This window comes from Bradyrhizobium xenonodulans, from assembly GCF_027594865.1.
Classification (GTDB): domain Bacteria; phylum Pseudomonadota; class Alphaproteobacteria; order Rhizobiales; family Xanthobacteraceae; genus Bradyrhizobium; species Bradyrhizobium xenonodulans.
The window spans coordinates 3144339-3156179 of sequence record NZ_CP089391.1 but is presented as its reverse complement, the minus strand read 5'-3'; the positions used below and the strand labels follow the sequence as shown (position 1 = coordinate 3156179).

12 protein-coding genes are annotated in these 11841 nt (G+C 60.2%); 5 read left to right on the top strand and 7 right to left on the bottom strand.

What is annotated here, in order from left to right; translation table 11 throughout:
• Nucleotides 1-116 precede the first annotated feature (116 nt).
• A complete protein-coding gene (locus tag I3J27_RS14510; protein WP_270170320.1) occupies nucleotides 117-251 on the bottom strand; it encodes a hypothetical protein in 135 nt (44 codons plus the stop codon).
• A gap of 386 nt (nucleotides 252-637) precedes the next feature.
• Between I3J27_RS14510 and I3J27_RS14505 the strand changes: the two genes are divergently transcribed.
• Together I3J27_RS14505 and I3J27_RS14500 are read left to right on the top strand one after the other, a co-directional pair.
• Nucleotides 638-1963, top strand: coding sequence for an NAD(P)/FAD-dependent oxidoreductase (locus I3J27_RS14505; RefSeq protein ID WP_270170318.1), 1326 nt, complete (start codon nucleotides 638-640; stop codon nucleotides 1961-1963).
• Nucleotides 1964-2071: 108 nt separating this feature from the next.
• Nucleotides 2072-2548, top strand: a complete 477-nt coding sequence (locus I3J27_RS14500) for an Lrp/AsnC family transcriptional regulator (RefSeq protein ID WP_212431184.1) — start codon at nucleotides 2072-2074, stop codon at nucleotides 2546-2548.
• A 16-nt stretch (nucleotides 2549-2564) separates the two neighbouring features.
• Here I3J27_RS14500 and I3J27_RS14495 read toward each other — a convergent pair whose 3' ends face one another.
• Nucleotides 2565-3941: an aspartate aminotransferase family protein gene (locus tag I3J27_RS14495; protein ID WP_270170316.1), complete on the bottom strand. Its 1377-nt coding sequence runs from the start codon at nucleotides 3939-3941 to the stop codon at nucleotides 2565-2567.
• A gap of 342 nt (nucleotides 3942-4283) precedes the next feature.
• On the opposite strand from I3J27_RS14495, the gene I3J27_RS14490 reads away from it, so the two are divergent.
• Entirely contained in the window at nucleotides 4284-4973 is a 690-nt protein-coding gene (locus I3J27_RS14490; RefSeq protein ID WP_270170314.1) for a haloacid dehalogenase type II, read from the top strand.
• A gap of 100 nt (nucleotides 4974-5073) precedes the next feature.
• Here the strand turns inward: I3J27_RS14490 and I3J27_RS14485 are convergent, their stop codons facing one another.
• From I3J27_RS14485 to I3J27_RS14475, 3 genes are all read right to left on the bottom strand, one after another.
• The gene (locus I3J27_RS14485) at nucleotides 5074-6531 is read right to left on the bottom strand and encodes an NAD-dependent succinate-semialdehyde dehydrogenase (RefSeq protein ID WP_270170312.1); all 1458 of its coding nucleotides are present in this window, start codon (nucleotides 6529-6531) and stop codon (nucleotides 5074-5076) included.
• Nucleotides 6532-6740: 209 nt separating this feature from the next.
• Nucleotides 6741-7097, bottom strand: coding sequence for a cupin domain-containing protein (locus I3J27_RS14480; protein ID WP_270170310.1), 357 nt, complete (start codon nucleotides 7095-7097; stop codon nucleotides 6741-6743).
• A 13-nt stretch (nucleotides 7098-7110) separates the two neighbouring features.
• Nucleotides 7111-8034, bottom strand: coding sequence for a 2-hydroxyacid dehydrogenase (locus tag I3J27_RS14475; RefSeq protein WP_270170307.1), 924 nt, complete (start codon nucleotides 8032-8034; stop codon nucleotides 7111-7113).
• Nucleotides 8035-8379: 345 nt separating this feature from the next.
• Here I3J27_RS14475 and I3J27_RS14470 point away from each other — a divergent pair, with 345 nt between their 5' ends.
• Both I3J27_RS14470 and I3J27_RS14465 read left to right on the top strand, forming a co-directional pair.
• Entirely contained in the window at nucleotides 8380-9255 is an 876-nt protein-coding gene (locus I3J27_RS14470; protein WP_270170305.1) for a GNAT family N-acetyltransferase, read from the top strand.
• Nucleotides 9256-9952: 697 nt separating this feature from the next.
• Entirely contained in the window at nucleotides 9953-10156 is a 204-nt protein-coding gene (locus I3J27_RS14465; protein WP_270170303.1) for a hypothetical protein, read from the top strand.
• Between the two features lie 37 nt (nucleotides 10157-10193).
• Here the strand turns inward: I3J27_RS14465 and I3J27_RS14460 are convergent, their stop codons facing one another.
• Nucleotides 10194-11195 carry a formate dehydrogenase subunit gamma gene (locus tag I3J27_RS14460; RefSeq protein ID WP_270170301.1) on the bottom strand — a complete coding sequence of 334 codons (1002 nt, stop codon included), beginning with the start codon at nucleotides 11193-11195 and terminating at the stop codon, nucleotides 10194-10196.
• 39 nt (nucleotides 11196-11234) lie between these two features.
• Nucleotides 11235-11831 (bottom strand): formate dehydrogenase FDH3 subunit beta, encoded by a 597-nt coding sequence (fdh3B, locus tag I3J27_RS14455; protein WP_270170299.1) that lies wholly within the window; start codon nucleotides 11829-11831, stop codon nucleotides 11235-11237.
• Between the last annotated feature and the right edge of the window lie 10 nt (nucleotides 11832-11841).

Here is an 11841-nt window from a genome sequence, read left to right as displayed (position 1 = left end):
TGCGGATCGGCTCTTCGGCTTCTTTTACCGCCGCGACGCTCGGACAGGTCAACAACTCGTCGCTCATTCTGCCATTCTCCGCGCGGTGAATACGACATGATTCAGAGGTGGCTGCTCTACAGGCAAAGCCGTCGCTGAGCGCGGGCGATCAGTCGAATGGAGCGCTCGAACATTGAATCGAGGTCCGAGAGGCTGCCATTGGCGCCCAGCTCGATCGCTTCGGCAAAGGTCTCCTCCCTGACAAGGCCCATCGCGCGTCACCTTTTGCATTCTGCCCGTTGATCGCCATTGATCCGGTACTCACAAGTCTGACTGCTTCAATCATCCCGGAGTCGCCGAAACGCGCCAGATAGGCAGCATGAAGTTCCAAAAACGAAGCTCGATTTGGCATTTCGGTCTGCGCCGCCACGGCTGCCGAACGCGGGCACCGGATTGGGCCGACGAAGGCCGATCCGATTGCAGCGACTATCCGTCGGTTTCCTCATCTACGATTTGCGGTGCAAGCGAAGCATCCCGCAATAATTGCCTGTGCTAAAAGCAGCAAACCGCAGGATATTGCGCCGGACCCTGAAAGTCCGCGGCGTGTCTGCCGTACCTCCTCGGATACGATACAGCCCTCACCGGAGATTGCCGCCCAATGAGCGCGCCGCTCATGCATATCGATTCCAGTCCGACACTGCCTCGGGAAGCCGACGTCGTCGTCATCGGCGGCGGGGTGGTTGGCGTGTTCACGAGCTACTACCTGGCGCGTCGAGGCCTCAAGGTCGCCTTGCTGGAAAAGGGCCGTGTCGCCGCCGAACAGTCCAGCCGCAACTGGGGATGGTGCCGCCAACAGAACCGCGACGCGCGCGAGTTGCCGATCGCAACCAGGAGCCTCGATCTCTGGGAGAAGGTTGCCCAGGAGACTGGTGAAGATACGGGTTTCCGCCGCTGCGGTCTCTTGTATCTGTCGAACAATGAGAACGAGCTGGCGGGCTGGGCAAAGTGGCGAGACTTCGCCAGGACCGTCGGCGTTACGACGCACATGTTGAGTGCGGACGAAGCGAACGAGCGCGGCAAGGCGACGGGCCGCAAGTGGAAAGGTGGCGTCTTCTCTCCAACCGACGGGACGGCAGATACCTCAAAGGCAGTGCCCATCGCCGCGCGCGCGATCATGGCGGCGGGTGGCACCGTGCACCAGCGATGCGCGGCGCGGGGCTTGGAGCTCAGTGGCGGCCAAGTCAGCGGAGTCGTGACCGAAGCGGGCACGATCCGAACCAGGACAGTGGTTATGGCAGGAGGTGCGTGGGCCTCGTCGTTCTGCAACCAGCTTGGAATTCGTTTCCCGCAAGCGTCCGTGCGCCAGTCCATTCTCGCCGTGGCTCCTGGCGCCGCTGGCCTGCCTGATGCTCTTTATACCGAGCTTGCCTCACTCACCCGGCGTGGCGACGGCGGATACACGCTCGCCATCAGCGGGCGCGCGCGAGTTGACCCCACGCCGCAGCAATTCAGATTCAGCCGCGAATTCCTGCCCATGTTCGCCCGCCGGTGGCGAAGTCTCAGCCCGGGGGCTTTCGAGGGCTTGAGGCAAGGTCACGAGTCCCTGGTGAAATGGAGGCTCGATGAGGTGACTCCGATGGAGCTGAACCGGACGCTCGATCCCCGCCCCAACATGAGGCAGATTCGGCTGACACATCGACGAGCTTGCGAGCTCGTGCCTGAAATCCGGGACGTCGCAATCTCAAACGTTTGGGCCGGCTACATCGACAGCACGCCGGACGGCATTCCCGCAATCGGTGAAGTTGAGTCGATTCCCGGTTTCATCCTGGCAGCGGGGTTCAGCGGCCACGGCTTCGGCATAGGCCCCGGCGCGGGACATATGATCGCCGACTTGATCACCGGCCGCGAACCGATCGTCGATCCGCGCCCCTATAGGCCGGAGCGGCTGAAAACGGGCGCTTGGAGCAAAGTCGCCGAGTTCTGAAAGCAGTTGCCCGGTGGGAAAAAATGCTGGTTGATGCTATGACAATGCATATGACGCCGAAGCCTCAAAGCCCTGACGCCCTTGTCGCCCCCCTCTCATGGCATTGCTATGAAGCTCGATAAGATCGACATCAGGATTTTATGCGAACTGCAAAAGAACGGGCGGATTTCCAACGTCGAGCTCGCGGAGCTGATCAACCTTTCCCCGAGCCCCTGCCTGATGCGCGTCAAGAGGCTTCAGACGGAAGGCTTCATTACCGGCTATTCCGCCCAGATTGACGTTGCCAAGCTCGGACAAACTCTAACCGTCTTCGCCGAAATCACCCTGAAGAATCATCGGCAGATCGATTTCGCCCGCTTTCTCACGACGATCGAAAAGATCGATTCCGTCGTCGAGTGCCATCTCGTTTCAGGCGGGTACGACTATCTCGTGAAATTCATCACGGCAGGGATCAGCGAATACCAGGCGGTCATGGAACGCCTGGTCGAGATGGATATCGGCATCGATAAATACTTCAGTTTCGTCGTGCTGAAGTCCCCGATCGTGAAATCTCATTTGCCTCTCGAAAGCATATTCGACGGCTAGAGGAGAGGCTCGATCCTTATCCTTTCATGGCCGCGCGGACGTCCTTGTCTTGGAGCGTCTGGTCGAGCGTCATCCTGGTCCGCTCGATGATGCCGTCGATGTCCGCATCCGTGCAACAGAGCGGCGGCGCATAGCCCAGCACGCCTTGTGCAAAGGCACGGATGACGAGGCCGTTGTCCCATGCGCGGTCGAAAATACGGCGCGCCGCGTCGGCTTCCGCCGGCAGGGGCGTCTTGCGTTCCTTGTCGGTGACAAGCTCGATTGCGGCCAGCATGCCCCGCCCCCTGATATCGCCGACAAGCGGATGATCGGCCAGCGCGCGGAGGCCTTGCATCAGGCGGTGCCCAGCCTTGCGGCCGTTGTCGAGCAGGCCGTTCTCGTAGAGGTCGAGGCAAGCGAGCCCAACGGCTGCGCTGACGGGATGTGCGGAATAGGTGTAGCCGTGGCCGACGGCCGTCTTGCCGGCACCGTCCGCGATCGTGTTGTAGACGCGGTCCGACATCAGAACGGCTCCCATCGGCACATAACCGGAAGTCAATCCCTTTGCCGTGGTCATGAGATCCGGCATGACGTCGTCCTCTTCACAGGCGAAGAACGGACCGACACGGCCAAAGCCGGTGATGACCTCGTCGGCAACGAACAGAATGTCGTGCTCCTTACAAACAGCGTGCATCGCCTTCAGCCAGGACGGCGGCGGAACGAGGACGCCGCCCGAGCCCTGTATCGGCTCGACATAGAAGGCGGCAACGCGATCGGCGCCCAGTTCGGCGATCTTGGCGTGCAGCGCCGCAACCGAGGCGGCAATGATAGCCTGGGGATGGGAGCCGACCGGATTGCGATAGGCATAGTGCGATGGAATCTTGTGCTGCCAATTGTACGGCACTCCGAAGCCCGTATGAAAAGCCGGTAGCGCGGTCAAACCGGAGCCCGCCGTCGACGATCCGTGGTAGCCAGATTCGACGGAAATGAACCGGTCCTTCTGCGGCGTACGCTTGGCATGATAATAGTACCGAATGAACCGGATCGTGCTGTCGACGGCATCGGAGCCGCCCAGGGTGAAATAGACATGGTTCAGATCGCCAGGCGCCAATTCGGCAAGCCTTGCGGCCAACCGGATGGCCGGGTCGGAGCCCAACCCGAAATAGCCCGTCGCATAAGGTAGTTCGCGGAGCTGCCTCGTCGCCGCTTCAACGATACTGTCCTGTCCGTAGCCCGCATTGACACACCACAGGCCGGCGAAGCCGTCGAGCAATTGTCGTCCCGAAACATCGGTCAGCGTCGCGCCCTTCGCTGACTTCAGCACACGGACGCCAGTCGCCTCGTGGCTGCGATAGGATGAGACCGGATGAATCAGATGCGCGCGATCGAGTTCAATCAGCGAGTTGCTCAACATGTCGTCCTCCAGATCGACCGCAACGTTTGTGCGGATACCCCGATGTTGTCGCACTCAACGTAGGATGACCAAGACAGCAGTTGCTCTCATGCTGGACATGGACGAAGGGCATTTTGACTGACATTGACGATCGGGGCCGCATCTTATGCCGGCATGGGCCTGCGCCCGGCATTGGCGCTCGCCCCGGAGCGCGCCCTTCACGCAACTCTCTGCCACGGCTCCGATCCGATACGACACAATCTGCTCCCGACCCCCGCGACATCGGCGCTTTGTCTTGTCGGCTCCTCGCTATGATGCTCGTCGTACCGGCAAGCGGTGCGTGTGATCACAAGGATTGGAGCTATGGCAACGTTTAGACCGAAATACGTCACCTTCGACTGTTACGGCACGCTCACCAATTTCGACATGGCCGGCGCGGCAAGGAGAGTTTACGGCTCTCAACTTTCTGCCACGACGATGGCAAGTTTCATCAAGGATTTCGCTGCCTATCGTCTGGACGAGGTTCTTGGCGCATGGAAGCCGTACTTCGAGGTCGTGCATAATTCGGTAGAGCGCACGTGCAAGCGCAACGGTATCGTGTTTCGGCCAGAGGATGCCCAGCGCATCAATGATGAGATCCACACATGGGGTCCACATCCCGACGTCCCGGCGGGCCTGGCCAAAGTTGCCAGAGAGATTCCGCTGGTTATCCTGTCGAACTCCATGAAGAACCTCATCATGTCGAACGTGGAGAAGCTCGGCGCTCCCTTCCACACGGTCATCACGGCCGAGGAAACCGGAGCCTACAAGCCCCACATGAAAGGCTTTGAGTACATGTTTGACAAGCTGGGCTGCGGCCCGGAAGACATTACCCACGTCTCCTCTTCCTTCCGCTACGACCTGATGACGGCCTATGACCTCGGCATCAAGAGCAAGGTCTGGGTGAACCGCGGTCACGAGCCCGCGAACCCCTTCTATGAATACACCGAGGTCGCTGACATCGGAGGGCTTGCCGCAGCTGTCGGCCTGGAGCCCCTGCGCAAAAGCGCGTGAGCGCAGTTCTTTTCGGCCTTTCAGACTTGCGTTGTGACGCAAAAAGGGGGCGGTTCAACCGCCCCCTTTTCGCGTTTCAGCTACTCAACCGATAGACCGCTCAATCCAGCCCGCCGATATGGAGCGCCTTGGTCTCGAGATATTCTTCGATCCCGAGCTGAGATCCCTCGCGCCCCAAGCCGGACTGCTTGACGCCACCGAACGGCGCAACCTCAGTCGAAATCAAGCCCGTGTTCAGGCCGACCATGCCGAACTCCAGCGCTTCCGCAACCCGCCAGGAACGCTTCAGGTTTTCAGTGTAGAAATACGCCGCAAGGCCGAATGGCGTACCGTTTGCGATCGCAATCGCCTCGTCCTCGGTCTCGAACCGGAAAAGCGGAGCGACCGGCCCGAAGGTCTCCTCCGAAGCGAGCAGCATCTCAGTCGTCGCACCGCTGAGCACGAGAGGCCGGGCATATTGCCGACCTTCCGGCACAGCCTCGCTCTCCGAGATGATTTTTGCACCCTTATTCAGGGCGTCGGTAACGTGCCGCTTGATCTTCTCGATCGCCGCGCCATTGATCATCGGCCCAATCGCAACGTCGTCTTCCGTGCCGGGACCGACCTTCATTTTTGCGACCTGGCTGGCAAGCTTCTGGGCGAAGGCGTCGTAAATGCCGGATTGAACGAGAATGCGATTGCAGCAGACGCAGGTCTGTCCGCCGTTGCGGAACTTCGACGCAATCGCGCCCTCGACAGCCCGGTCGAGATCGGCATCGTCAAAAACGATGAACGGTGCGTTGCCGCCGAGCTCGAGGCTGAGCCTCTTGATGTTGTCGGCTGCGCCTTTCATCAGCAAAGCACCGACGCGCGTCGATCCGGTGAACGAAATCTTGCGGACGGTTTCGTTGGCCATCAGCTCCTGGCCGATCTCCGCCGGCATGCCCGTCACGATGTTGATCACGCCCGCCGGAATTCCGGCCCTCTCAGCCAGAACAGCGATGGCGAGAGCCGAAAAAGGCGTAAATTCGGAGGGCTTGATAACGACAGTACAGCCCGCGGCAAGTGCAGGTGCGACCTTCCGCGTGATCATCGCATTTGGGAAATTCCAGGGTGTGATGATTCCGCTGACGCCGACCGGTTCTTTCAGCACCAGGATGCGGCGGTCGACAGTTGGTGACGGGATGGTCGATCCGTTGATCCGCCGTGCCTCTTCCGCAAACCATTTGACGAAGGATGCCCCGTACCGGATCTCTCCGAGCGATTCAGCAAGCGGCTTGCCCTGTTCCAGCGTCAGCAGAAGCGCTAAGTCCTGCTCATGCCGACGCATGAGCTCATACCAGCGCTCCAGCAGCGCCGCGCGCTCTGCGTGAGCCTTGGTCTTCCAATGCTTGAACGCAGCGGCCGCTGCGTCGATTGCTGCCCTGGTCTCGTCTCGACCCATGTCGGGGATGGTGCCAAGCACATTCTGGCTCGCGGGATCGATGACATCAACGGTGGCCTTCGTGCTCGCATCCCGCCAATTGCCGCCGATCAGGGCTTGCTGGCGAAACAGATCCTTGTCCTTCATCGCAATCATGGGCTTGCTCCTTGTCTACAGGCCCGTCCCGCCATCGCTGTCTGGATTTGCGATTGGCGAGACGACGTTGTCTCCTGCGAGCAGTACAGGACTGCACGCCGCATTTTTCATTGAGAATGAAGTGACCGGCCGCGTTGAATCTGGTCAGACGCAGCCTCGCAAGTCGAATATTCTGAGGGCCGCTTGATCTTGCTGCCCTCAGCACCGTCTCAGTCGTAATGGCAGACGTAGATCTTTCGCACGGTCTCGATCGTACGCCAGACCCCGACGAAGCCAGGTTTCATGACAAAGCTGTCGCCGGCGCGGTACCTCCTGGTCTCGCCACCCTTTTCCTCGATTTCGATGAGGCCCGAGAGAATGTGGCAGAACTCGAAGGTGGTGCCCTTGATGGAATGGGTCTCGCCCGGCGTTGCTTCCCAGACGCCGGTCAGCACCTTCTCGCCTTTCGAGGCGTCCTGTGCCCAGGTCTTGAAAGATGGATTGCCAGAAATGAGCCGTTCCGGGGCGGGCAAGGCGTCTTTCGGTGCGAAGTCCGGATTGGTGTCGATGGTGATCAGAAGTGACATGGCGCTTTTCCTGTTAGTAGCCGAGCGTTCGATCGACGAGGCCGATCGGATCCTGTCCGACGCGGTGGCGCCGGATGTTCTCTATGACGGATTGTGCTGCCGTATGCGGTTGAGTCACGGACGCGATATGCGGCGTGATGATCACTTTCGGATGCGACCAGAGTGGATGGTTCTCCGGCAGCGGCTCGGGATCGGTGACGTCAAGCATGGCGGCCGCAAGGTGCCCGCTGTCGAGCGCCTCGATGAGTGCACCGTGGTCAAGCTGCGGGCCGCGGCCGACATGGAGCAGCCTCGCTCCCACCGGCAAAAGCGAGAAGAGCCTTGCGTTCAGGATGCCGCTCGTTTGCCCCGTCAGGGGCAGAAGACAGACGAGGATATCCGTTCCTTGCAGGAAACTGCCAAGCTGATCCTCGCCATGGAAGCAGGTGACACCCTCGACCACCTTCTTGCTGCGGCTCCACGCGGCAAGGGGGAATCGGAACGGCCTCAAGCGATCGATCGCAGCTTGCGCCAGCATCCCAAGGCCCAGGAAACCGACGCGCCGATCGGTCGCCTGGGACGTTAAAAGAGGCCGCCAAAGCCCTTTTCTCTGCTGCTCGCAATACGCAAGCACCTCGCGATGCAGCGTCAGCACACCAAGGACGACGTATTCCTGCATCATGCGTATGATGCCATCCTCGACCATGCGCACGAGCTTCACGTGGTCGGGTATGGTTTCCGACTTGAACTGGTCGACCCCGGCGCCAATTGAAAAGACCACTTCCAGATTGCGAAAGCGTGAGACATCGTCTGGCACATTCCAGGTCAGCAGGTAACGCACCTTTTCAGGTTCGATGCATTCACTGGAATGGTAGAATTCGAGATCAGGGAGCTCGCGGGCAAAGGCCTGCCGGAAAACAGCCCCCCGAGCAGCATCGGAATTGAAAAGGAACGCCATCGACGTGGTCCTCTCAGGTCCTCGCCCGGGATGCGGGGCGTTGAGACCGACCTGGCAGACCACGAGGGCTGGAAAGGCCGCGAGCCTTCCAGAGAAGCCTTCAACATTCACTGGGGCTCACCTTGTCTGCTGTTGCCGGATATCGATAGGCCGCACCCAGGAGCTTTCCCTGCCGAATCGAGTTGCGCTTGCGGGCGAACATTCCAAATACCGCCTGCCAAACAGGCGAAATCTGCTGGCCTTCCGCGCTATGCTGCTACAAAAGAGGGCTTGTGCGGCAGGCAGCAGAAGGCCGGGGAGCGAGAGGCTGTGCGCCTTGAGTCCCGCAACGGAACGGATGAGCGAATGGGACGAACGGTACGCGTGAAGTCCTTTGAACTGATGGCCAAGGACATCAACGACGTTGATGTGACACTACTTCACGCGCTCTCGACCGGGGTTGGCTGGCCGCATCGGCCCAAGGATTGGGATTTCCTGCGGCGCGCTGGTCACGGCATCGTAGCCGTTGATGGGATAGGCCGCGTCTTCGGTAGCGCGATGTGGTTCCCACATGGGCACGATTTCGCGACCATTGGCCTGGTGATCACATCGCCCCGAACCCAGGCGCAGGGTACTGGCCGCTGGCTCATGGAGCAGGTGTTCGAGCGGTGTGGCGATCGGAATTTGACCCTCAACTCAACCCATGCCGCCTATCATCTGTATCTGTCACTGGGGTTCACAAAGGAAGCCACCGTGTATCAGTGGCAAGGAGAGGTCGTGTCGCCACCGCCGGTGCCCGGTCTGGCCGGTGAATTGAGCTCGCTGTCCACCGCGAACATCGGAGAGATCGCGGCAGTGGACGAACGCGCGTTCGGAACGAACCGGCGGAAGCTGCTCGCATTGCTGTCTGAAGGTGCCTCAATCTCCGTCTTGCGCCGCGGCGGAGAGACCGTGGGTTATTCCATGAAGCGCGAATTCGGGCGCGGTCATGTGATCGGCCCGATCGTTGCCAGCAATGATTGTGATGCGATCCATCTCACCGCTGTGCATCTTAGGGATCTCGCGGGACAATTCGTCCGCGTCGATACGCGGGAGCAGACGGGTCTGTTTGCCGACTTCCTTCAACAGAGCCGCCTCGGAATGACCGACACCGTCACAACGATGTCTAAGGGCCGGCGATTCCTGAACAGAAAAGAAAATGAGCCGTGGGTGTACGGGCTAGCCGGTCACGCGTTGAGCTGAGGCTATCAAGCGAAGCTCCGTGAGAACTGGTGCCAACGGTGCCGATCGCGACCCAACCGAGACGGGCCGTGGCTAGGGCGCCCAGTAGAGGGACGAGTCGCTCGCGAAGCGGACCCAAGCGCAGGAAATCGTAGTTTGGCGTACGCAATCGCGCAATTGGCGGAGAGATGTGAGTCAAACTCACGACGTTCGACCATTCCGCGTCCAAAGCACTCGCCCGCACCCTACCCTCGGAAGTTCAGATCCTGCACATGTGCCAAAAGCCTGCACACGTTGGCTGTGGTGAGATTTTTCTTGATCTCCCGGTGCACACGGCGCCTTCTAAACGATTGAAAACCTTAAACTCTCATTCCAATCCATCATGGGGGCTGTAGAAAATGCGCGGCCTAAGCCATTCATTTTGCTTAGATATTTCGGCCGCAATTGATCCTGCGTGTGATTGGACCAACCGAAGAATCAGGTTTTGCGAGACTTCCGTTCCCGGCGCCAAGCATGCGGCTGAACGTTCGGCTGAGTGTCGACTGCCACATCGCGAGCCACCAGGGCGCGCGCGATTCTGTTCGTCCCAGCGCCATTCCTGCCTCGTTGGTCCATCACAACCGCTTCAGCACAGGCAAAATGTGAGACGGCTCACATGGCTGGGACGAATGAGAGCGTATTCCGTCATGGTGAATGCCACTCCAACCGGAGATGTCGGATGAAGCGCCTCATGCTTTCGCTCGCCACGGCCCTGCTCGTCATCAGTGCTGCCGCCGGCGCGCTCAAACCGCATGCACTTTCTCGCTTCGCGCAAAGCAGCATGCCGAACATTCAAGAGCTGCAGAAAGGCCGAGCGAGCACGCTGCCTGAGCAGGAGATCGAGGACCGGTCGGTTCTGTTTGCCAGAGAGTGGGCACGATAGAGCGGCACACCGGACCGGCCCTTTTCAGGCCGCTCGCTCATTCCGCCGCTGCGGTCGCTTGTTGCGGCCGTTGATCGTTCGGTCCGGTCCGCCCACTCTGTTCCTCGAGCCACAGGCTATGATGCTCACGCGCCCAGTTGAGGTCGACCTCGCCCGAACCCATGGCCTCGAAAGCTCCCTCCATCCCGATCGTGCCGATATAGATGTGCGCAATCATTGCGGCCACAAACAGCACGGCCACCACGGAGTGGATGATCTGGGCCATCTGCATGCCTCCGATGCCGCCTATGTAAAACGGGAACATCAGCTGGTATCCCGTCGCTGCAACGAGGCCTCCCCCGATCACGACGATCCAGTAGATCATCTTCTGGCCGGCATTGAAGCGATAGGCCGGCGGATGATCATGGCCGACAATGCCCCCTCCCCGCCTGATCCAGGCAACATCCACCTTGTTCGGGATATTTCCCGCGATCCACATCAGGAAGATCAGGATGACGCCGATGGTGAATGGGAAACTCAGATAGCTGTGGGCGTATTTCGCCCATTGCGACCATTCAGAGAAGGCTTCAAAGCCGATCAACGGCAACAACAGCGGCCGTCCGAAGGTAATGTTCAGTCCCGAGATCGCGAGGATGATGAAGCAGGTGGCGGTCATCCAGTGCACGAAGCGCTCAAACATGGTAAAGCGCACGATGCTGCGTCCCGATCTCCCGCTTTCGAGACGCACCATGCCACGAGTGAGATAGAAGACCACGAGCAGCGCCAGCATGCCGACAATCGCGACGCCGCCAATCCAGCGCAGCGTGACATTGCGAAACTCCCGCCATTCGCGCCCCTGCGGCTGTTCGAGCACACCCGACCTCTGATCCGGAATGCTGACACGGCCCTGAATCCGGTTGAGCTCCTGCAGCAGTTGCTGCTCTTTGACGGAGCTTGCGGTCGGGTTGACCTGCTGGGCACTCGCTGGAGCCGCCACAATCACCAGAACCAGCGCGCATGCGCCAAGCGCCAGGCGAATGAACCTTCCAAATGACGCCATCTGCGCCTCCTGGTATCGCGTCCCTGACTGCGGTACGCGTCAGGACCCGATCGTTTCGCGATAAGCGGTCTTCCAGCCCCACGCACCGGAGCCGTAGCCGCGCTTCGTCACGCGTTCCTTGTAGATCTGGGCGATGATCTCCCCGTCGCCCGCGAGCAGCGACTTGGTCGAGCACATTTCGGCACACAGCGGGAGCTTGCCCTCCGCCAAGCGGTTCGCGCCGTACTTCTCGTATTCCTCCTTGCTGCCGTCGGCCTCTGGGCCGCCAGCGCAGTAGGTGCATTTGTCCATCTTACCGCGCGAGCCGAAGTTTCCGACCTTCGGATATTGCGGCGCGCCGAACGGACAGGCGTAGAAACAATACCCGCAGCCGATGCAGAGGTCCTTGGAGTGCAGCACCACGCCATCGGCGGTGGTGTAGAAGCAATTCACGGGGCACACGGCCGCGCAGGGCGCGTCGGTACAATGCATGCAGGCCATCGAGATCGAACGTTCGCCCGGCTTGCCGTCATTGATGGTCACCACGCGGCGCCGGTTGATGCCCCAAGGCACCTCATGCTCGTTCTTGCAGGCGGTGACGCAGGCATTGCATTCGATGCAACGGTCGGCGTCGCAAAGGAATTTCATACGTGCCATCGTCGTTGCT

Excerpts from the sequence above, each read along its gene's own strand:
- I3J27_RS14490 (WP_270170314.1), top strand. The coding sequence starts at position 4,284 with ATGGCAACGTTTAGACCGAAATACGTCACCTTCGACTGTTACGGCACG.
- I3J27_RS14465 (WP_270170303.1), top strand. The coding sequence starts at position 9,953 with ATGAAGCGCCTCATGCTTTCGCTCGCCACGGCCCTGCTCGTCATCAGT.
- I3J27_RS14495 (WP_270170316.1), bottom strand. The coding sequence starts at position 3,941 with ATGTTGAGCAACTCGCTGATTGAACTCGATCGCGCGCATCTGATTCAT.
- I3J27_RS14510 (WP_270170320.1), bottom strand. The coding sequence starts at position 251 with ATGGGCCTTGTCAGGGAGGAGACCTTTGCCGAAGCGATCGAGCTGGGC.
- I3J27_RS14475 (WP_270170307.1), bottom strand. The coding sequence starts at position 8,034 with ATGGCGTTCCTTTTCAATTCCGATGCTGCTCGGGGGGCTGTTTTCCGG.
- fdh3B (WP_270170299.1), bottom strand. The coding sequence starts at position 11,831 with ATGGCACGTATGAAATTCCTTTGCGACGCCGACCGTTGCATCGAATGC.
- I3J27_RS14500 (WP_212431184.1), top strand. The coding sequence starts at position 2,072 with ATGAAGCTCGATAAGATCGACATCAGGATTTTATGCGAACTGCAAAAG.
- I3J27_RS14505 (WP_270170318.1), top strand. The coding sequence starts at position 638 with ATGAGCGCGCCGCTCATGCATATCGATTCCAGTCCGACACTGCCTCGG.
- I3J27_RS14485 (WP_270170312.1), bottom strand. The coding sequence starts at position 6,531 with ATGATTGCGATGAAGGACAAGGATCTGTTTCGCCAGCAAGCCCTGATC.
- I3J27_RS14470 (WP_270170305.1), top strand. The coding sequence starts at position 8,380 with ATGGGACGAACGGTACGCGTGAAGTCCTTTGAACTGATGGCCAAGGAC.
- I3J27_RS14480 (WP_270170310.1), bottom strand. The coding sequence starts at position 7,097 with ATGTCACTTCTGATCACCATCGACACCAATCCGGACTTCGCACCGAAA.
- I3J27_RS14460 (WP_270170301.1), bottom strand. The coding sequence starts at position 11,195 with ATGGCGTCATTTGGAAGGTTCATTCGCCTGGCGCTTGGCGCATGCGCG.